Here is an 18,088-nt window from a genome sequence, read left to right on the forward strand (position 1 = left end):
GGATCCCGACATGCGAACCTATGAACTGCCCGACTACCTGGTGTCGGGCGAAGGGCCGACCACGGTCTACCTGCTGCACGGTGCCTACGGTGCCAAGGAATACTGGCGCTGCACCACGCAGGCGCTCAACCAGGCCGGCTACCGCGTCGTGGCCTGGGACGCGCCCGGCTACGGCACCAGCCCGGTGCCCGACACCCTCAGCATGACCGACATGGCGCGCGTGGCCGGCCGCCTGATCGGCGCGACCAGCACGGGGCGCAACGTGGTGCTCGGCCACAGCATGGGCGGCATGGTGGCGCAGAAAACGGCGGACCTCTTTCCCGACCGCGTGCAGGCGCTGGTGCTCTCGGCCACCGCGCACACCTTCAACCACTCGGGCCCTGAATGGCAGGCCAACTTCCTGGCCACGCGCGTGGCGCCCCTGACACAGGGCCGCGCCATCGCGGACTATGCGCCCGAGATGCTGCGCTCGATGATGGGACCGGGCGCGCAGGGCCCCGCCATCGACCACGTGCTGCACAACGTCCGCCTCATGAACGCTGCCGGTTTCCAGAAAGCCATCCAGGCCACGGCCGCCTACCTCGAAGAAGACGTGTTGTCGCGCATCGCCGCGCCCACGCTGTGCATCGCCGGTGAACTCGACGCCACCTGCCCCGCCGCGGTGATGCGCCGCATGGCCGGTCTGCTCAAGCGGGGCGAGTACCACGAGATGAAAGGCGTGGCCCACTTCGGCTGGGCCGAGCGGCCCGACGAGTACCACCAGGTGCTGCTGTCCTTCCTCGGCCGCACGGCCCCCGCGTACTGACCGACGCCCATCGCCCCCACAAGAACGGAGACCGTTTCCATGAGCCCCCTTCACAAGACCCTGGGCCGCCTGGCGGCCATGGCCGCGCTCGCGGCGCTGCCCCACCTGGCGATGGCCGACACCTGGCCGAGCAAGCCCATCACCCTCATCGTGCCGTACCCGCCCGGGGGCTTCGCCGACAACGTCACCCGCTCCCTGGCCGCCGAAGTCAGCAAGACCCTGGGCCAGACGGTGGTGGTGGACAACCGCACCGGCGCCAGCGGCCGCATCGGCACCGACGCCATCGTGCGCGCGCCGAAAGACGGCTACACCATCGGCCTGGGCGTGCCCGCCACCCTGTCCCTGCTGCCCGTCACCGACCCGCGCTACGCCGACCTGAACCGGCAGATCACGCCCATCACCATCGCTGTGCGGACCGAGGTCGGGCTGGCCATCAACCCGCACCGCATCCCCGCGCGCAACTTCAAGGACTTCGTGGCCTACGCGCGCGCTCTCAAGGGTGAGATGGCCTATGGCTCGGCGGGCAACGCCACCAGCTCCCACCTCTGGTCGGAGACCATCCTGGAGGCGGCCGGCATCAAGGCGGTCCATGTGCCTTACAAGGGCGAAGCGCCGGCCGTCACCGACCTGCTCGGCGGGCAGGTCCAGTTCGTGCTCATCAGCGGCAGCGTCAAGCCCTACGTGGACAGCGGCAAGCTGCTCGTCATCGCCACCTCGGGCGAAGAGCGCTGGCGCCTGTTCCCCGACGTGCCCACGCTCAAGGAACTGGGTGTGGACGGCGTGGCCGCCTCCGGCTGGCTCGCCTACTTCGGCCCGGCCGGTCTGCCCGCCGGTGTCACGGAAAAACTGAACAGCGCCTTCGCGTCCGCCTTGAAACAATCCTCGGTGCAGAAACTGCTCGAGGGGCAGGGCTACAGCGCGATCGGCAGCACGCCGCAGGAACTCAGCGCCGTCACGGCGCGCGAGATCGTGCAGTTCGACAGGATCGTCAAGTCGGGCCGCGTGAAGCTCGACTGATGCCAGGGCGCAGCCGCGCCCGCTTTTCTTCCCCTTCCTTTCCCCCGGAGACAAACCCCATGACATGCAACCAGCTGCTGGCTGGCGCGGTGCTGTGCGCGCTCGGCGCCGGCGCGAGCGCCCAATCCAACGTCACGCTCACCGGCGTGGTGGACGCCGCGGTGCGCCACAGCACCAACTCACAAGGCTCGCTGACCTCCCTGGCCAGTGGCAGCAACTCCACCTCGCGCTTCATCATCCGCGGCGTGGAAGACCTGGGCAGCGGCCTCAAGGCCAGCTTCTGGCTGGAAGGCGCCTTCAACGCCGACACCGGCACCTCCGCCGTGAGCAACCAGTTCTTCGACCGCCGCTCCACCGTCGGCTTGGCTGGCCCCTGGGGTGAAGTGCGGCTCGGCCGCGACTGGAACCCGGCCTTCCTGTCCTGGGCCGGCACCGACCCCTTCGTGGTGGTCGGCGTGGGTGGCGCGATCAACATGTGGGCCTCGGCCCCCTCCGTCGCGCTGCGGCGGGCCTTCGGCGCGGGCGCCACCACCTTGTCGCGTTCCAACAATGCCCTGCAATACCTCCTGCCCGCCAACCTGGGCGGGGTGTACGGGCAGCTCATGGTCGCGCCGGGCGAGGAGGGCAACGCGCAGGGCAGCTACGACTACCACGGCGCGCGCCTGGGCTACGCGGCGGGCCCGTTCGACGTCGGCGGTTTCTACGGCAACACCCGCATCGACGCGACCAATGCGCAGTTCAAACAATCGGGCGCGCGCGCCTCGTACCACTTCGGCGGGGCCATCCTCTCGGGCAGCTTCACGCAATCGGCCTACCTGGGCTCCAAGCACAAGGCACTCTTGGTCGGCCTCAGCGTGCCGGTGGGCGTGGGGGTGATCAAGGCCTCGTACGTCAAGGTGGACCAGAGCGGCCGGGACGCGGCGGGCGCCAGCATCGCCGCCGACGACGCCCAGCGCTTCGCGGTGGGTTATGTGCACAACCTGTCCAAGCGCACGGCCGTGTACGTGAACGCCGGCCACGTCTCCAACAAGGGCCGGGCCACCTTCGCCATCTCGGGCGGCCCCGCCGGCAACGCGCCCGGCACCAGCTCCAGCGGCTACGAAGTGGGCCTGCGCCACCACTTCTGAGATCGACGGTCGCAGCCCAGGGGAGACGACGGGGCACGGCGGTCCGCGGGATGAAATGTCCTGAATGAACCAATTCACGCCGCGCCGCACTTTTGCCGTGGTTCCCTCGGCCGTGCGCCTGCACGGTCGAGGGAATCGACGTTTCCCGTTTGCTTACCGACTTTTTTTTCAGAATGAACCCGATCTCCCATCCGACCCCGAGCTTCAACCTGGAGGCTGCCCGCGACTACTACAACTACAGCCCCGACACCGTCCCGTTCCTGGAAGAGGACCGTTCCGAGACCCCCCTGAGCTTCGACCACGCTCGCCAGTACTTCGCCCAGGACGCGATGCAGCGCGGGATGATGCTGGAGAAAGCGCGGAACGTGCAGGCGAAATGGGGCAACCATGAGCCTGGCCTGGAATGGTTCGCCTATCTGAACAAGCATCCCCAGTTCCGGCAGACGATGTCCACCGAAGAGGCCGTGCAAGCCTCGAAGTTGCTGTGCAAGACGATCGAGGCATTCCGCGATCCCCGTCAGTGCGCGACGAACGCCCAAGCCCTTCACCAGGTGCTGTTGTGGGGGACGGCCGAACAGTTCCATCTCCATGGCTTCGCGCTGGAGTGGTTGAAAGACAGCCTGAAGCCCCGGGAACTCCAGGCGCTGCTGCTGGCCAGGAACTGCGAAGGTGTGCCAGTCCGTGCCGCGGCTTTGCGGCGTGGTGATGCGGAGGCGGTCGACCGGTACGACCGGCTGCTGGACACCTTCGAAACCCACCTGGGCGAAGAAGGCATCCGGTGGGTGATCGAGGTGGGCTCCCACGACCGGCGGGTGTCCTGATCGGCCCTGGCCGCCTCGAACCCCATCAGCGCGCGGGCGGCGGTGGGGCGGGAAAACTCTCCGCCAGATACGCTTCCCCGCGCTCCAGCACGAAATAGCGGAACGCCTCCGCCGCCGGTGACAGCAGCTTGGACTGCGTGTGCACCACGTTCCAGGCGCGCACCACCGGCGCGCCCTCCACGTCCAGCACGGTCATGAGCTGGTTGCTCAGCTCCAGGCCGATGGTGTGCAGCGACAGAAAACTCAGGCCCATGCCGGCCATCACGGCCTGCTTGATGGTCTCGTTGCTGGCCATCTCCATGATCACGCGCAGCTCCACGTGCTCGTCGGCCAGGAATTTCTCCAGCGCCGCGCGCGTGCCCGAGCCCTGCTCGCGCACGATGAAGTCGTATTCCCGCAGCAGCGCCGCCGGCACATGGCCCGCGCGCGCGAGCGGTGGCCCGGATGGGGAGCCGCAAGGCTCGCCGGTGTTGATTCGACGTTCCGGTATGCCAACCCGTTCGGGCCACCGCCCCCTCACAAGGGGGGCGGTGGTATCACCCACCTGATAGGGAAGGCACATGCAACATCCCCGCATTTCTTCGTCTCATCTCCCCCACCACGCCCACCGCCGCCGCCCGCGCCTGGCCGTCTACATCGACGCCGAAAACGTGAGCGGCCAGCACGCCGAGCAGCTCATGCGGCTGGTGAACCAGCGCGGCAGGCCCACGCTGTGCTGCGCGTATGGCGACTGGACCACCGACTTCCTGCTCTCCTGGAAGAAGTGGCTGCATCCGCTGGGCATCCGGCCGGTGCAGCAGTTCCACTATTCGCAGGGCAAGAACGCGAGCGACGCCGCGCTCATCATGGACGTGATGGAGCGGTTGCACCGTGGCCGCGTGGACGGCATCTGCATCGCTTCTTGCGACAGCGATTTCGTCGGCCTCGCGGGCCGCATTCAGGCGCACGGGCACGTGGTCTACGGCTTCGGGCAGCACAGCGCTTCGCCCGCCTTCGTGGCGGCGTGCGACGAGTTCGTGTTTCTGGACGGCAGCAGCAGCGGTAGCAGCCAAAGCCCGGAGCTGCTGGTGCGCCAGGGCCTGTCTTCGGCGCGGCCGCCGGCCCCGTAGGCCGCGCGCTCAGCCGCGGCGGGTGGCCGCGCCGGCGGGGCTCGCCGCCACCGCCTGCGCCAGCGGCCACTCGCCGCGCTCCACCAGGCCCAGCATCATGCGCTGCAGGCTCAACGCGGTGGAGCGCACGCCGGCGCTGTGGCGGCGCGCCTGGCTCACGTAGAGCGACCAGGTGATGGTCAGGCCCTTGATGGGCGTGGCGCTGAGTTCGCTCATCTGCGGGAAGTCGTGCATGGCGCAGTAGGGCATCACCGTGTAGCCCAGGCCGTCTTTCACGAGCGAGAGGCACAGCTGCAGCGTCTCGGCATCGGCCGCGCGGCGAAACTTCTGGCCGTGGCGCTTCAGGTAGGCGTCCACGCTCTTGCGCACGAGGTTGGGTCGGCCCGGCAGGATGAGCTTGCACGCACCCAGCTTCTCGGCGCTGGCGGGGCGGTCGGGGTGCAGGCCGGCGTCCACCGGGCCCACCAGCAGCAGCGGCTCGCAGACCAGTGGGGTCTGGTCGTGCAGCGGTGAGCTGCCTTCCTCGAAGTCCATGATGGCCACGTCCACCAGGCCCTGGTGCTGCCACTCGCGCAGGTGGTGGATGAAGCCTTCGTAGATGCGCAGCGACACGGCCGAGCGCGAGGGGATCTCGGCCGCGGCGAAGGGCGCGGTGACGAGCCGGTGCATGGAGAACGGCAGGCCGATGGAGACCTGCGTGCGCGCCTCGCGCCCGAGCTCGTCGCGCAGCAGCTCGGCCTGGCGCAGCAGGGGCCGCGCGCCGTTGTAGAGCAGGGTGCCGGCTTCGGTCAGTTTCACGCCGCGCGCTTCGCGCACCAGCAGCTGGATGCCGAGGTCGTGCTCCAGCGCGTTGAGCCGGCGCGAGAGCGCGGGCTGGGTGATTTCCATGTCGACGGCGGCCTTGTTGATGCTGCCGGCTTCGACCACACGCAGAAAGCAGTCCACCAGTTTCAGGTCCATGCGGCCTCCATCGGGGTCGGGTTCAGGTTCAACGATTGTCGTTGAACTGCCATGTCGATTCTCATGTATCGCATATCCCTGTCTCTCCCTACCATCGCGGCTCAAGGAGACAGACCATGGCTAAAGACAACCACGGCGCGGTGCGCCGTGTGGTGACGGGTCACGACGCGGCGGGCCGCTCGGTGATCGAGCAGGACGGCGCTTCGCCGTTCGTGTTGAGGACGACGGCCACCGGACCGGTGGTGACGGACCTCTGGAAAACCTTTCGCACCCCCGCCGACAACAGCGACGCCGCCGAACCCTGCGGGGACGTGACGCTGGCCCCGCCCGCCGGCGGCAGCGTGTTCCGCGTGGTGCAGTTCCCGCCCGACGCGGGCTACATGGACGGCTGGGACGAGCACGCGGCCTTCGCCGCGATGGGCCACGACCTGGCCGGCTCGGCCACCCGCAAAGGCAACACGGTGGGCATGCACACCACGGCGTCGGTGGACTACGCCATCGTGCTCTCGGGCGAGATCTGGGCGGTGATGGACGAGGGCGAGACCCTGCTGAAGGCGGGCGACGTGCTGGTGCAGCGCGGCACCAGCCACGGCTGGAGCAACCGCACGGCGGCGCCGGCCTCGGTGGCGTTTGTGCTGATCGACGCGCTGGCGCTGCCGGCGCGGGGCTGAGCCGGGCCATGGACGTGCAGACGATCACCGTGGCGCGCACGCCGCCTTCGCCGCACCTGGCGGTGAGCGTGGCCGGCCAGGGGCCGCTGGTGCTCCTGGTGCACGGCATGGGCGGCGACCGCCACAGCTGGCGGGCGCAGATCGAGGCGCTGGCGCAGCAAGGCTTCACCGCCGCCAGCGTGGACCTGCGCGGCTACGGCGGCAGCGGCGACATTGAAGGCGCGCTGGATTTCCACCGCGACTTCGGCGCCGACCTGCTGGCGGTGCTGGACCATTTCCAGGTGCCGCGCGCGCACCTGGTGGGCCTGTCCATGGGCAGCCGCGTGGCGCGCTCGCTGGCGCTGCGCCACCCCGAGCGCGTGGCCTCGCTGGTGCTGGCCAACAGCAGCCCGGGTTTTGACGCGATGGGGGCGGACGAGGTGGACCGCTTCATCGCCGACCGCTCGGCGGCGTTTCAGGGTGGGCAGGTGCCGGCCAGTTTCGGCATGGACCAGGCCCGCGCCATGTGCGCGCCCGACGCCGCGCCGGAGGCGCTGCGCACCGCGGCCGAGGCGATGCAGCGCATCCGCCTGAAGAACTACCTGGCGGTGCTGGTCGCCTCGACGCGGCAGGACCGGGGCGACCGCCTGGAGCAGATCGCCTGCCCCACGCTGGTGATCACCTCGGACCAGGACCGCGTGTACCCCGAGCCGGTCACGCGCCAGCTGCTGGCGCGCATCCCCGGTGTGGCGCACGCGCGCATCGAACGCGCAGGCCACCTGAGCAACCTGGAGCAGCCCGAGGCCTTCAACCGGGCCCTGCTCGCTTTTCTCCGTTGAGAGAGAAAGAGAACCCCCATGTATTTCAACTGGCAAACCCTGCCGCTCCAACCGCTCGCCAGCCTGGACAAGGCGTCGGCCGAGGTGGTGATCGTGGGCGCCGGCCCCGTCGGCCTGGCGACCGCGCTCGGCCTGGCCCGCGAGGGCGTGCGCACCGTGGTGCTTGAAGCGCGCGACACGATTTCCAAGGGCAGCCGCGCGCTGGCCATGAGCCGGCGCTCGATGCAGATCCTGGACCAGCTCGGCGTGGGCGCACGCGTGCTCGAGAAGTCGCTCACCTGGTCGGCCGGCTGGACCTTCTACGGCCGCCAGGAGGTGCATTCGATGAACATCGCCTCGCCGCCGCACGAGAAACACGGCCAGACCAACCTGCAGCAGTGCTGGATGGAGCAGCTGCTGCTCGACGAGCTGCTGGCCAGCGGCCTGTCGGACGTGCGCTACCAGCACACGGTGACGCAGATCGAGGCCAGCGACGAGGGGGTGCGGCTCTCGGTGTCCACGCCCGAGGGCGCCTGCACGCTGGACGCGGCCTACCTCGTGGCGGCCGACGGCCCGCGCGGCCTCACGCGGCGCTGCATGGGCATCGACTACCAAGGCACCTCGTATTCGCAGCGCTTCGTCATCAACGACATCCTCTGCAAGGAGCCGCTGCCCGAAGGCCGGCGCCTGTTCTTCAGCCCACCCTACCTGCCGGGCAAGACGGTGCTGATGCACAAGGCGCCGTTCGACATGTGGCGGCTGGACTTCCAGCTGATGGACGACCAGGACGCCGAGACCGAGATGCAACCCGAGCAGGTGCATGCGCGCATCCGCGCGCACTTCGAGCTGATGGGCATCGAGCCCAACTACGAGCTGGTGCTGACCTCGGTCTACAAGGCCAATGCGGTCTCGCTGCCCACCTACAACACGGGGCGCGTGCTGTTCGCGGGCGATGCGGCGCACCAGGTGCCGATCTTTGGCGGGCGCGGTGTGAACCATGGTTACGAAGACGCGCACAACCTGGCCTGGAAGCTGGCGCGCGTGGTCAAAGGTGTGTCCGACCCGCAGCTGCTGGACTCGTACACGCAGGAGCGCCGGGGCGCGCTGCTGGCCACGCTGGCCGAGCTCACGCGCACCACCATCTTCATCACCACGCCCTCGCCGGGCATCGCGCTGGTGCGCGAGGCCATCCTCTCGCTCTCGCTGAGCGAGAACTTCCTGGGCAACCTGTTCGACCCCTACGCCACGCCGCCGCACGACTGCACCGACAGCCCGCTCAACACGGCGGACGCCGGCGGCGATTTCGGGCCCGCCTGCCGCCCGGGCGCGCTGGTGCCCGATGCCGTGGTGGGCGCGGCGGGCGAACGCCTGTACGACCGCTTCGGCCCGCGCTTCACGCTGGTCGCCTTCACCGACGCCGCGCGCTTCGCCACCCTGCCGCTGCAGGTGCTGGGCTTCGAGGCCGACAGCACCGTGGGCCGGCTGTTCGACGCGCGCCCGGGCAGCTGTTATCTCGTCCGCCCCGACAACCGGGTGGCCGCGCGCTGGCGCGAGGCCACGCCCGAGCAGGTGGACGAAGCCCTGAACATCGCCCTGTGCGCCGCCCGCACCGAGGAACTCCAATGAGCACCACCACCGACAACACCTCTTCTTCGGCCACCTTTGCCGAACGCGATTTCGTCGACCTCGCCGGCGCGATCGACCGGGTGCCCGCGCCGCAGCGCGAGCTGTTCCTGACCAAGCTGGTCATCCTGCTGGCCGCCGGCGCGCCGGCCGGTCTGCTGGCCGACCGCCTTGAGCGCGCGGGCCGGCACCTCTCGGGCTAGGCGAGCCCCGTTCCCGGATTTTTTGATAACAAGGAGACAAAGACATGAAGACGACGACAACCTGGATAGGTCGCATCGTGGCCGGTGCGCTGGCCCTGGCCGGCGCGGCCCACGCCTGGGCGCAGCCCGAAGCGGCCTACCCCACCAAGCCCGTGCGCATCATCGTGCCGCTGGGCGCGGGCGGCGCGCCCGACGTGGTGACGCGGCTGCTGAGCCAGATCCTCACCGAGAAGAACGGCCCCTCCTTCGTGGTGGAGAACCGGCCCGGCGCCAACACCATCATCGGCACCGACACCTGCGCCAAGGCCCCGCCCGACGGCAGCACGCTGTGTGTGGTGAGCGGCAGCTCGCTGTCGATCAACCCGCACCTCTACCGCAAGCTGCCCTACGACGCGGCGAAGGACTTCGAGGCGGTCACGCCGCTGGTGGTGCCGGACATGGTCTTCCTGGTCTCGCCCGCGCTGCCGGTGAACAGCATGAAGGAGCTGATCGCGCACGCGCAGAAGCACCCGGGCAAGCTGGCCTACGGCTCGTTCGGCAACGGCTCGGACACGCACCTCACCATGGAGTGGCTCAAGCGCGCCACCAAGACCGACCTGCTGCACGTGCCCTTCAACGGCTTCGGCCCGATGATGCAGGCCTTCCTCACCGGCGACATCCAGCTGCTCTACGTGTCGGTGGGCAACCCCGGCATCGTGGCGCAGGCCAAGGCCGGCAAGATGCGCGCCCTGGCGGTGCTGGCGCCCACGCGCTCCGCGCAGCTGCCCGAGGTGCCGACGCTGACCGAGGCCGGCGTGGGCGACCCGGGCACCTTCACCTGGTTCGGCCTCATGGCGCCGGCCGGCACGCCGCGCGGCATCGTCAACAAGCTCAACGCGCAGGTCACGGCCGCGATGCAGACCCCCGCCATGCGCGAGCAGAACCAGACCATGGCCATGCGCACCCGCGCGCAGACACCGGAAGAGTTCGCCGCGTTCCTGAAGAAGGACCGCGAGGTCTGGGGCGAGCTGGTGCGCCAGACCGGCATTCAACTGGACTGAGGGGACTGAGCCATGAAGACAAGTGCTTTCCTGACCCTCTCCCTGGCCCTGTTCGCTGGCACCTGCGGCGCGCAGACCGCCTACCCGAGCCGCGCCGTGAAGGTGATCGTGCCGCTGGCGGCCGGTGGCCCGGTGGATCTCGTGGCGCGGCGCGTGAGCGAGCGCCTGACGAAGCAGCTGGGCCAGCCGGTGATGGTGGAGAACCGCGCGGGCGGCAACGGCATCATCGGCGCCAACGCCTGCAAGTCCGCCGCGCCCGACGGGCAGACGCTGTGCATCCTGCTCAGCGACACGCTGGTCATCAACCCCGCGATCTACAAGAAGCTGCCGTACGCGGTGGGCGATTTCGCGCCGATCTCGGAGATCAGCCGCATCGACACCGCCGTGGTGGTGAGCGCTAGCCTGCCGATCCGCAGCATCCAGGAGCTGGTGCAGTACGACCGCGCCCACCCGGGCAAGCTGAACTGGGGCCATTTCGGCATCGGCAGCTCGTCGCACCTGTTCATGGCGCAGGTCAACGAGAAGCTGGGCGCGCGCATCGTGGACGTGCCCTACCAGGGTGGCGGGCCCGCGCTCAACGGCCTGCTGGGCGACCAGGTGCAGGTGTCGAGCCTGTCGTACTCGCTGGTGGCGCAGCACATCGACGCGGGCAAGCTGCGCGCGCTGGCCGTGCTGGGCGACACGCCCTCGCCGCGCTTCGCCGGCGTGCCGCTGCTGAAGAACCAGGGCCTGGGCACCGCGCGCAACGCATGGATCGGCCTGTTCGCGCCCACGGGCACACCGGCGGCGGTGATCGCGCGGCTGTCCGCCGAAATCAAGGCCATCACCTCGGACCCCGAGTTCCAGAAGAGCCTGGACGCGCAGGGTTTGCACGTGACCGGGCGCAGCCCCGAGGAGACGGCGGCGGTCATCAAGGCCGAGGGTGCGGACTGGAGCGCGGTGGCGAAGGCGGCGAACGTCAGCCTGGACTGAGCTTCGGTCCGGCCTTGCGCGTGAAGCGCCTCACCTTCGGCTTCTTCGGCTGGGTGAGGTGCTCGCGCAGGAAATCGATGAAGTCTTTCGCCGCCGCGTTGCGCATGGGGCCGGGCCGGTAGACCAGCACCACGCGGCGTTCGATGCGCGGGTCCTGCAGCGCGAGCACGGCCAGCTCGGGGTCGTGCAGCGAGGTGGTGTAGAGCTGGGGCATGAGGCCCAGCGCCATGCCGCCGCGCACCAGGGCGTACAGCGTTTCCGAGTAACGCACGTGGTACGGCGCCTGCGCGCCCTGCTGGCCGAACTGCGCGCGCGCCGGCTCGCCCAGGGCGGGCATGCTGCCGCTTTCGAACAGCACCAGGCGTTCATGGCCGATGGCCTTCCAGCTCGCCTTGCCCTCGCGCGCCAAGGGGTGGTCGCGCCGCACCACCAGCACCAGCGCGTCTTGAAAGAGGTCGATGCAGGTCAGGCCGCCAGGCGGCTCGGTGATGGCGGCCAGGGCCAGGTCGAGCCGGCCTTCGCGCACCTCCTGCAGCAGCACGGTGGAGGGCGCGTCGCGCCAGACGAATTCCACCGCCGGCCCGCCCGTGGGCTTGAAGGCGTTGACCGCCGCCGCCAGCCGCGTGCTGGCCGAGGGGATCACGCCCACGCGCACCAGCGCGCGGCCGCGCTGCACCACGTGGTGGATGTCCTGCAGGGCCAGATCCACGGTGTTGACGAGAAAGTCGGTGCGCGCCAGCACCTCGGTGCCCAGCGGCGTGATCTCCAGCCGGTGGGTGTTGCGCGTGAGCAGCTGCGCGCCCAGCAGCTTCTCCATCTGCTTGATGGCGTTGCTCAGCGCCGGCTGCGTGATGGCCAGCCGCTTGGCCGCGCGGCCGAAATGACCTTCCTGCATGAGCACGGAAAAGAACTGCAGGTGGCGCAGCGTGAGCGCGCGGATGGCGGGGTTTTCCACGGCGGCCTGGTGATAAATCGGATGAATGAAATTATAGAAACTTAAAACTTCTCTTATCAAGCACGCCTGCCTAGACTGGCCGCATGCTCCCCACGAACGACCCGGCCGACCAGGCCCTGGACCGCTTTCTGCAGGCCATCCCGAAGATGGAGCTGCACTGCCATCTGTTCGGCACCGTGCGGCGCGACACCTTCGCCGAGTTGAACCGCCGCGCCGGCGCGCCACTCACGGACGAAGAAGTGACCGGCTTCTACACCCGCGGTGAAAAACCCGTGGGCGTGCTGCGCGTGCTGCGCTCGCTGGACGCGCAGCTGGTGCGCAACCCGGCCGACCTGTACCGCCTCACCATCGAGTACCTGGAAGACGCGGCCGCGCACCAGGTGCGTTATGCCGAGTTCTTCTGGAACCCCACCGGCACGGTGCGGGTCTCCGGCATTCCCTATGCCGCCGCGCAGGACGCGATCGTGCAGGCCATCCGCGACGCGGAGAGGCCGTTGGGCATCGTGGGCCGCCTCATCGCCGCGGTGGACCGCGAAGCCAGCCCGCAGGCCGCCACCGAGATGGTGGAGTGGGTCACGGCCCACCGCTGCGACGAGGTGATCGGCATCGGCATCGACTACCGCGAGAACGAGCGCCCGCCCGAGCTGTTCGCGCAGGCCTACCAGAACGCGCGGCGCGCGGGCCTCAAGACCACCGCGCACGCGGGCGAGTTCGGCATGCCCTGGACCAACGTGCGCACCGCGCTGGAGCTGCTGCAGGTGGACCGCATCGACCACGGCTACACGGTGGTGGACGACCCGGCCTTCGCGCGGCAGTGCGCCGAGCGCGGCGTGCTGTTCACCGTGGTGCCCACCAACTCCTACTACCTGCGCACGCTGCCGCCCGAGCGCTGGGCGCTGGACCACCCGATCCGCCGCATGCCCGGCCTGGGCCTGCGCATCCACCCCAACACCGACGACCCCACCCTGCACCACGTCACGCCCACCGGCGCGTGGACCATGATGGTGCGCGACTTCGGTTTCCACCTCGACGACCTGCGTGGCTTCATGCACAACGGCCTGGACGGCGCGTGGATCGACGACACGCAGCGCCGCCGCTGGCGCACCGAGTGGTCCGCCGAGTTCGACGCGCTGCGCGCCACTTCTTTTTCTTCCGCTTCCATCCCCACCTGAAAGACCCCCATGGCCCACGAACGCTCAAGCCTCGTCCTCGCCGCCTCGCTGCTGCTGGCCTTCTCGGCCCACGCCCAGGGCCCCGCCTGGCCCACGGCCAAACCGGTGACGCTGATCGTGCCGTTCACGGCCGGCGGCAGCGTGGACTTCATCGCCCGCCAGGTCGCCACCAAACTGGGCGAGCGCCTCAACCAGACCGTGGTGATCGAGAACGTGGCCGGGGCCGGCGGCGCCATCGGCCTGCAGAAAGCCGTGAACGCCGCGCCCGACGGCTACACCCTGGTGGCCGGGCCCGACAGCGCCATCGCCATCGGCAAGCTGGCCAACCCGGCGGCCTACCGCTTCGACCCGCTCAAGGACCTGGTGCCGGTGGGCATGCTCAACACCGCGCCCATGCTGCTGGTGGCGCGCACCGACCTGCCGATCAAGAACTACGCCGACTTCGTCAAGCTCGCCAAGGCCGAGCCCGGCAAATACACCTACGCCACCTCGGGCGTGGGCACCGTGCTGCACCTCGCCATGGAGCAGCTCAAGCAGCGCTCGGGCATCTTCGTCACGCACGTGCCCTACCGGGGCGGCGCGCAGATCGCCAACGACGTGATGGGCAAGCAGGTGGACCTGGCCATGCTGGTCAGCGCGAGCAGCATTCCCCACGTGCGCGCCGGCAGCCTCAAGGCGCTGGGCGTGACCGGCAAGCAGCGCATCGCCTCGCTGCCCGACGTGCCCACCTTCGACGAGATGCCCGGCCTCAAGGGCTACGACGTGCTCACCTGGACCGGCATCTTCGCGCCCAAGGGCACGCCGGGCGCCATCGTGAGCAAGCTCAACGAAGCGCTCAACGACGCGCTGAAAGACCCCGAGGTGCGCGCCCGCCTCGCCGAGCAGGGCGCCCTGCCGGGCAGCGGATCCCCCGAGGCGCTGGGCAGCTTTGCCCAGGCCGAATTCGCGCGCAACCAGAAGCTGGTGCCCACCCTCAACCTGAAGGACTGAAACAACATGCCCATCGACCTGGCTTCCCGTCGCGGTTTTCTTTCCACCGGTTCGCTGGCCCTGGCCAGCGTGGCGGCCACCGGCCTGCTGCCCGCGTTCGCGCAGGACGCGCAGACCCAGGTGCTGCTGGGCGTGGCGGCGCAGCAGCTGCCGGCCATTCCGGCGAGCAAGCGCACCGTGATCATCGACACCGACCCGGGCCAGGACGACGCCATCGCGCTGCTCTTCGCGCTGGCCGCGCCCGAGCGGCTGGACGTGCGCGCGCTCACCGTCTCGGTGGGCAACATGCCCCTGAGCGTCACCGAGAAGAACACCCGCCGCGTGCGCGACTGGGCCGGGCGCACCGAGGTGCCGGTGTACGCCGGCTACCCCCGGCCGCTGATCCGCGACCCCATCTTCGCGGACGACGTGCACGGCAAGACCGGCCTGGACGGCCCCACGCTGCACGAGCCGCGCGGCCCGCTCGCGCCCGGCCACGCGGTGGACTACCTCATCAGCACCCTGCGCGCCGCCGCGCCCGCCAGCGTGGTGGTGGTGGGCCTGGGCCCGCTGACCAACATCGCCGCCGCGCTGAACATGGCGCCGGACATCAAGGCCGCCATCAGCGAGGTGGTGGTGCTCGGTGGCTCGTGGGGCGTGGGCGGCAACATCACGCCGGCCGCCACTTTCAACCTGTATGCCGACCCGGAGGCCGCGTCGGTGGTGTTCCGCAGCGGCGTGCCGGTCACGGCGATCTCGCACGACGCCGCGCGGCGCGTGCTCGTCACGCCCGAGCGCATCGCGCCCTTCCGCCAGATGGGCAACAACGCCGGCAAGGTGGTCGCCGACATCCTGGACTCGGCCATGGACTACGCCATGCGCCGCCGGGGCGTGAAGGTCGGCCCGATGTACGACCCCTGCGTCATCGCCTACCTGCTCCAGCCCGAGCTGTTCAAGGGCGCGCGCGTGCCGGTGGACATCGAGACCCGGGGCGAATTCACCAGCGGCGCCACTGTGGTGGACTTCCGCGGCTACACCAAGCGCAAGGCCAACACGCTGTGGGTCAACGCGGTGGACATCGACGGCTTCTACCGCCTGCTCGAAAAACAGATCGCGCGTTTGCCGTGATGTGACGGGTCTGCGGAGCCGGGCACATAATCCGCCCCATCGCCCCGCCAGCCGCAGACCCACGATGCCACCACGCCGCGCTTCCGCTTCCAGCCCCACCGATGCCGACAGCAGCGCCGCGCGCTCGGCCATCCTCGCGGCGGCGCGCTCGGAGTTCTCCGCCAAGGGGCTGACCGGGGCGCGCGTCAACGAGATCGCGGCCCGCGCCGGCGTCAACAAGCAGCTGATCTACTACTACTTCGGCAGCAAGGAAGACCTCTACCGCGCCGCGCTGGAGGTGGTCTACACCGAGATCCGCACGCAGGAGCGCAGCCTGAAACTGGGCGACATGCAGCCCGAGGAGGCAATGGCCACGCTGATCGGTTTCTCGTTCGACTACCTCGCCGAGCACCCCGATTTCATCGGCCTGCTCAACCACGAGAACGCGCAGGGCGCGCAGCACGTGCGCGATTCGAGCGCGATCCGCGACACCAACTCGCCGCTGATCGAGCTCATCGCCAAGACCCTGGCGCGCGGCATCCGCGCGCGCGTGTTCCGCCGTGGCATCGACCCGGTGGAGCTCTACATCTCGGTCGCCGGCATGTCGTATTTCTTCTTCTCCAACCGCCTGACTCTGTCGTCCATCTTCAGCCGCGATCTCTCGTCGGCCGACGCGGTGGGCGCCTACCGCGCGCACGTCGTGGCCTTCGCCATGGCCGGTCTGCGCGCCTGATTCCACCGCACCATTCGAGGGCGCGAACGCATCCGGGCAAACCCTTTGCTCCGATTTCAACCAAACGGTTGACACGAAGTTGACACGCCCATATGCTCATCCCATCGCGTTTGAGAAAAGGGTCATGCCATGTCAGGCAACGTTGTCACACTGCTGGATCCCGCGCAGCTGCCGGCTCGTTTCGAGTCGGTCGAGGCGCTGGAGGAATTCCTGTCGCGGCCGAGCCAGGCCCTGATCGACGATCTGGCGCAGGTGGACGGCGACATCATGATCCTGGGCGTGGCCGGCAAGATGGGCCCCACGCTCGCGCGCCTGGCCAAGAACGCCGCGCCGCACAAGCGCGTGATCGGTGTGGCGCGCTTCAGCGACCCCGCCGTGCGCCAGCGCATGGAAGCCTGGGGCATCGAGACCATCGCCGCCGACCTGCTGGACCGCGCTGCGCTCGAGGCGCTGCCGCGCGTGCCCAACATCGTCTTCGCGGCCGGCCACAAGTTCGGCGCCAAGGACAACCAGGCCCTGACCTGGGCCATGAACACCCACGTGCCGGCCCTGGTGGCCGACACCTTCCGCGAGTCGCGCATCGTCGGTTTCTCCACCGGCAACATCTACCCGCTGACCACGGTGGGCCGCCAGGGCGCGAGCGAGAAGACGCCGCCCGCGCCGCTGGGCGAGTACGCGCAGTCGTGCATCGGGCGCGAGCGCATGTTCGAGTACTTCTCGGGCCAGCACGGCACGCCGGGCCGCATCTTCCGGCTCAACTACGCGATCGACATGCGCTACGGCGTGCTGTACGACATCGCCTCCAAGGTGCACCGGGGCGAGACGGTGGACGTGACCATGGGCCACGTGAACGTGATCTGGCAGGGCGACGCGAACGCGCAGGTGCTGCGCTGCCTGCGCCACTGCACGGTGCCGGCCACGCCGGTGAACTGCACCGGGCCGGAAACGCTGTCGGTGCGCTGGCTGGTGGACGAGTTCGCCGCGCGCCTGGGCGTGAAGGCGCAGGTGAGCGGGCAGGAGGCGGCCACCGCGCTGCTGTCGGACACCACGCTGGCGGGCAAGCTGTTCGGTTACCCGCTGGTGCCGCTGGGCGCCATGCTCGACTGGGTGGCCGACTGGGTCAAGCGCGAGCAGCCGGCGCACGGCAAGCCGACCAAGTTCGAGGTCCGGGATGGCGCCTTCTGAGGCACTGACCTCGGTCATCCTCGGTCCGGACGATGTGCCGGAGGGCCTCGCTTTGTCGGACGCCGCGGGCTGGAACCAGACCGCCGACGACTGGCGCGTGTTCGTCACGCAGGGCCGGGTCTTCGGCCTGCGCGACGGCGATGCGGGCCCGCTGGTGGCGACCGCCGCCGCGTTGCCTTACGAAGGCGGCATCGGCTGGGTCTCCATGGTGCTGGTGAACGCCGCGTGGCGGCACCAGGGCCTGGCCACCGCGCTGATGGCGCGCTGCGTGGCGCACCTGCGCTCGCTGGGCGCCACGCCGGTGCTGGACGCCACGCCCGCCGGCCAGCAGGCCTACCTGCGCATCGGTTTCGAAGATGGCTTTGCACTCGCGCGCTGGGAAGGCTCGGTGACTGCCGCCGCCCCGCGCCCCGCGCCACCGGCCGATGCCGGCACGGTGTCGGCGCTCGATGCCCAGGCCAACGGCTGCGGCCGGGGCTTTCTGCTGGCCGACTTCTTGCAACGTGCCGGCACGCGGGTGGGCCTGTCGCCGGCGCGCACCGGTTTCGTGATCGCCCGCGAAGGCCGCCGCGCCACGCAGATCGGCCCGCTGGTGGCCGACGACGAAAGCTCGGCGCTCTCGCTGCTGCAGGCCGCCTTGTCGGGCCTGAGCGGCCGCGTGTTTCTCGATGTGCCCGAACGCTGGGCCGCGCTGCGGGCCTGGCTGGAACAGGCCGGCTTCGTGCGCCAGCGCTCCTTCGTGCGCATGTCGCTCGGCGCCGCCCCCATCGCCTCTGTCAACGACCGGCTGTTCGTGCTGGCCGGTCCCGAATTTGGTTGAAC

At 69.6% G+C, this 18,088-nt stretch carries 20 protein-coding genes; 17 read left to right on the top strand and 3 right to left on the bottom strand.

Annotated elements, in window-relative coordinates; genetic code table 11:
* Positions 1-10: 10 nt before the first annotated feature.
* The 4 genes from ABSY19_RS14280 to ABSY19_RS14295 all read left to right on the top strand — a co-directional run bounded on the left by ABSY19_RS14280 (position 11) and on the right by ABSY19_RS14295 (position 3,770).
* Entirely contained in the window at positions 11-805 is a 795-nt protein-coding gene (locus tag ABSY19_RS14280) for an alpha/beta fold hydrolase (protein ID WP_382152415.1), read from the top strand.
* A 39-nt stretch (positions 806-844) separates the two neighbouring features.
* The gene (locus tag ABSY19_RS14285; protein ID WP_382152417.1) at positions 845-1,822 is read left to right on the top strand and encodes a tripartite tricarboxylate transporter substrate binding protein; all 978 of its coding nucleotides are present in this window, start codon (positions 845-847) and stop codon (positions 1,820-1,822) included.
* Between the two features lie 59 nt (positions 1,823-1,881).
* Positions 1,882-2,949, top strand: a complete 1,068-nt coding sequence (locus tag ABSY19_RS14290; RefSeq protein ID WP_382152420.1) for a porin — start codon at positions 1,882-1,884, stop codon at positions 2,947-2,949.
* Between the two features lie 173 nt (positions 2,950-3,122).
* Positions 3,123-3,770: a hypothetical protein gene (locus ABSY19_RS14295; RefSeq protein WP_382152423.1), complete on the top strand. Its 648-nt coding sequence runs from the start codon at positions 3,123-3,125 to the stop codon at positions 3,768-3,770.
* Positions 3,771-3,795: 25 nt separating this feature from the next.
* Here ABSY19_RS14295 and ABSY19_RS14300 read toward each other — a convergent pair whose 3' ends face one another.
* The gene (locus ABSY19_RS14300) at positions 3,796-4,185 is read right to left on the bottom strand and encodes a LysR substrate-binding domain-containing protein (protein ID WP_382152426.1); all 390 of its coding nucleotides are present in this window, start codon (positions 4,183-4,185) and stop codon (positions 3,796-3,798) included.
* A gap of 145 nt (positions 4,186-4,330) precedes the next feature.
* Here ABSY19_RS14300 and ABSY19_RS14305 point away from each other — a divergent pair, with 145 nt between their 5' ends.
* Positions 4,331-4,879 carry an NYN domain-containing protein gene (locus ABSY19_RS14305; protein ID WP_382152429.1) on the top strand — a complete coding sequence of 183 codons (549 nt, stop codon included), beginning with the start codon at positions 4,331-4,333 and terminating at the stop codon, positions 4,877-4,879.
* A gap of 9 nt (positions 4,880-4,888) precedes the next feature.
* Here the strand turns inward: ABSY19_RS14305 and ABSY19_RS14310 are convergent, their stop codons facing one another.
* A complete protein-coding gene (locus ABSY19_RS14310; RefSeq protein ID WP_382152432.1) occupies positions 4,889-5,839 on the bottom strand; it encodes a LysR family transcriptional regulator in 951 nt (316 codons plus the stop codon).
* A 116-nt stretch (positions 5,840-5,955) separates the two neighbouring features.
* On the opposite strand from ABSY19_RS14310, the gene ABSY19_RS14315 reads away from it, so the two are divergent.
* The 6 genes from ABSY19_RS14315 to ABSY19_RS14340 are packed head-to-tail and all read left to right on the top strand — an operon-like array spanning position 5,956 to position 11,145.
* Positions 5,956-6,510: a cupin domain-containing protein gene (locus ABSY19_RS14315; protein WP_382152435.1), complete on the top strand. Its 555-nt coding sequence runs from the start codon at positions 5,956-5,958 to the stop codon at positions 6,508-6,510.
* 8 nt (positions 6,511-6,518) lie between these two features.
* Positions 6,519-7,328: an alpha/beta fold hydrolase gene (locus ABSY19_RS14320; protein WP_382152437.1), complete on the top strand. Its 810-nt coding sequence runs from the start codon at positions 6,519-6,521 to the stop codon at positions 7,326-7,328.
* Positions 7,329-7,346: 18 nt separating this feature from the next.
* Positions 7,347-8,933: an FAD-dependent oxidoreductase gene (locus ABSY19_RS14325; RefSeq protein ID WP_382152440.1), complete on the top strand. Its 1,587-nt coding sequence runs from the start codon at positions 7,347-7,349 to the stop codon at positions 8,931-8,933.
* A complete protein-coding gene (locus ABSY19_RS14330; protein WP_382152443.1) occupies positions 8,930-9,133 on the top strand; it encodes a hypothetical protein in 204 nt (67 codons plus the stop codon). Before ABSY19_RS14325 ends, ABSY19_RS14330 begins: the two co-directional genes overlap by 4 nt.
* Positions 9,134-9,177: 44 nt before the next feature.
* Complete coding sequence (locus ABSY19_RS14335; protein ID WP_382152446.1) at positions 9,178-10,173, top strand: Bug family tripartite tricarboxylate transporter substrate binding protein; 996 nt, start codon at positions 9,178-9,180, stop codon at positions 10,171-10,173.
* 12 nt (positions 10,174-10,185) lie between these two features.
* The gene (locus tag ABSY19_RS14340) at positions 10,186-11,145 is read left to right on the top strand and encodes a Bug family tripartite tricarboxylate transporter substrate binding protein (RefSeq protein ID WP_382152449.1); all 960 of its coding nucleotides are present in this window, start codon (positions 10,186-10,188) and stop codon (positions 11,143-11,145) included.
* Here ABSY19_RS14340 and ABSY19_RS14345 read toward each other — a convergent pair.
* A complete protein-coding gene (locus ABSY19_RS14345) occupies positions 11,132-12,040 on the bottom strand; it encodes a LysR family transcriptional regulator (RefSeq protein WP_382163804.1) in 909 nt (302 codons plus the stop codon). The two genes, ABSY19_RS14340 and ABSY19_RS14345, sit on opposite strands and share 14 nt — an antisense overlap.
* Positions 12,041-12,183: 143 nt before the next feature.
* Between ABSY19_RS14345 and ABSY19_RS14350 the strand changes: the two genes are divergently transcribed.
* From ABSY19_RS14350 to ABSY19_RS14375, 6 genes are all read left to right on the top strand, one after another.
* Positions 12,184-13,272, top strand: coding sequence for an adenosine deaminase (locus ABSY19_RS14350; RefSeq protein ID WP_382152452.1), 1,089 nt, complete (start codon positions 12,184-12,186; stop codon positions 13,270-13,272).
* 9 nt (positions 13,273-13,281) lie between these two features.
* The gene (locus ABSY19_RS14355) at positions 13,282-14,262 is read left to right on the top strand and encodes a Bug family tripartite tricarboxylate transporter substrate binding protein (RefSeq protein WP_382152455.1); all 981 of its coding nucleotides are present in this window, start codon (positions 13,282-13,284) and stop codon (positions 14,260-14,262) included.
* Between the two features lie 6 nt (positions 14,263-14,268).
* Entirely contained in the window at positions 14,269-15,369 is a 1,101-nt protein-coding gene (locus ABSY19_RS14360; protein ID WP_382152458.1) for a nucleoside hydrolase, read from the top strand.
* Between the two features lie 64 nt (positions 15,370-15,433).
* Complete coding sequence (locus ABSY19_RS14365) at positions 15,434-16,081, top strand: TetR/AcrR family transcriptional regulator (protein ID WP_382152461.1); 648 nt, start codon at positions 15,434-15,436, stop codon at positions 16,079-16,081.
* Between the two features lie 129 nt (positions 16,082-16,210).
* Complete coding sequence (locus ABSY19_RS14370; protein WP_382152464.1) at positions 16,211-17,266, top strand: NAD-dependent epimerase/dehydratase family protein; 1,056 nt, start codon at positions 16,211-16,213, stop codon at positions 17,264-17,266.
* The gene (locus ABSY19_RS14375; RefSeq protein ID WP_382152467.1) at positions 17,253-18,086 is read left to right on the top strand and encodes a GNAT family N-acetyltransferase; all 834 of its coding nucleotides are present in this window, start codon (positions 17,253-17,255) and stop codon (positions 18,084-18,086) included. The genes ABSY19_RS14370 and ABSY19_RS14375 overlap by 14 nt, the downstream gene beginning before the upstream one ends.
* Positions 18,087-18,088 lie beyond the last annotated feature (2 nt).

This window comes from Hydrogenophaga sp. ANAO-22 (genome assembly GCF_042466645.1).
In the GTDB taxonomy this organism is placed as follows: domain Bacteria; phylum Pseudomonadota; class Gammaproteobacteria; order Burkholderiales; family Burkholderiaceae_C; genus Hydrogenophaga.

Bases quoted from the DNA above. Each gene is read 5' to 3' on its own strand.
- ABSY19_RS14370 (WP_382152464.1), top strand. From the start codon at position 16,211: ATGTCAGGCAACGTTGTCACACTGCTGGATCCCGCGCAGCTGCCGGCT.
- ABSY19_RS14355 (WP_382152455.1), top strand. From the start codon at position 13,282: ATGGCCCACGAACGCTCAAGCCTCGTCCTCGCCGCCTCGCTGCTGCTG.
- ABSY19_RS14375 (WP_382152467.1), top strand. From the start codon at position 17,253: ATGGCGCCTTCTGAGGCACTGACCTCGGTCATCCTCGGTCCGGACGAT.
- ABSY19_RS14365 (WP_382152461.1), top strand. From the start codon at position 15,434: ATGCCACCACGCCGCGCTTCCGCTTCCAGCCCCACCGATGCCGACAGC.
- ABSY19_RS14340 (WP_382152449.1), top strand. From the start codon at position 10,186: ATGAAGACAAGTGCTTTCCTGACCCTCTCCCTGGCCCTGTTCGCTGGC.
- ABSY19_RS14305 (WP_382152429.1), top strand. From the start codon at position 4,331: ATGCAACATCCCCGCATTTCTTCGTCTCATCTCCCCCACCACGCCCAC.
- ABSY19_RS14280 (WP_382152415.1), top strand. From the start codon at position 11: ATGCGAACCTATGAACTGCCCGACTACCTGGTGTCGGGCGAAGGGCCG.
- ABSY19_RS14290 (WP_382152420.1), top strand. From the start codon at position 1,882: ATGACATGCAACCAGCTGCTGGCTGGCGCGGTGCTGTGCGCGCTCGGC.
- ABSY19_RS14360 (WP_382152458.1), top strand. From the start codon at position 14,269: ATGCCCATCGACCTGGCTTCCCGTCGCGGTTTTCTTTCCACCGGTTCG.
- ABSY19_RS14330 (WP_382152443.1), top strand. From the start codon at position 8,930: ATGAGCACCACCACCGACAACACCTCTTCTTCGGCCACCTTTGCCGAA.
- ABSY19_RS14295 (WP_382152423.1), top strand. From the start codon at position 3,123: ATGAACCCGATCTCCCATCCGACCCCGAGCTTCAACCTGGAGGCTGCC.
- ABSY19_RS14315 (WP_382152435.1), top strand. From the start codon at position 5,956: ATGGCTAAAGACAACCACGGCGCGGTGCGCCGTGTGGTGACGGGTCAC.
- ABSY19_RS14345 (WP_382163804.1), bottom strand. From the start codon at position 12,040: ATGCAGGAAGGTCATTTCGGCCGCGCGGCCAAGCGGCTGGCCATCACG.
- ABSY19_RS14310 (WP_382152432.1), bottom strand. From the start codon at position 5,839: ATGGACCTGAAACTGGTGGACTGCTTTCTGCGTGTGGTCGAAGCCGGC.
- ABSY19_RS14320 (WP_382152437.1), top strand. From the start codon at position 6,519: ATGGACGTGCAGACGATCACCGTGGCGCGCACGCCGCCTTCGCCGCAC.
- ABSY19_RS14285 (WP_382152417.1), top strand. From the start codon at position 845: ATGAGCCCCCTTCACAAGACCCTGGGCCGCCTGGCGGCCATGGCCGCG.
- ABSY19_RS14325 (WP_382152440.1), top strand. From the start codon at position 7,347: ATGTATTTCAACTGGCAAACCCTGCCGCTCCAACCGCTCGCCAGCCTG.
- ABSY19_RS14350 (WP_382152452.1), top strand. From the start codon at position 12,184: ATGCTCCCCACGAACGACCCGGCCGACCAGGCCCTGGACCGCTTTCTG.
- ABSY19_RS14335 (WP_382152446.1), top strand. From the start codon at position 9,178: ATGAAGACGACGACAACCTGGATAGGTCGCATCGTGGCCGGTGCGCTG.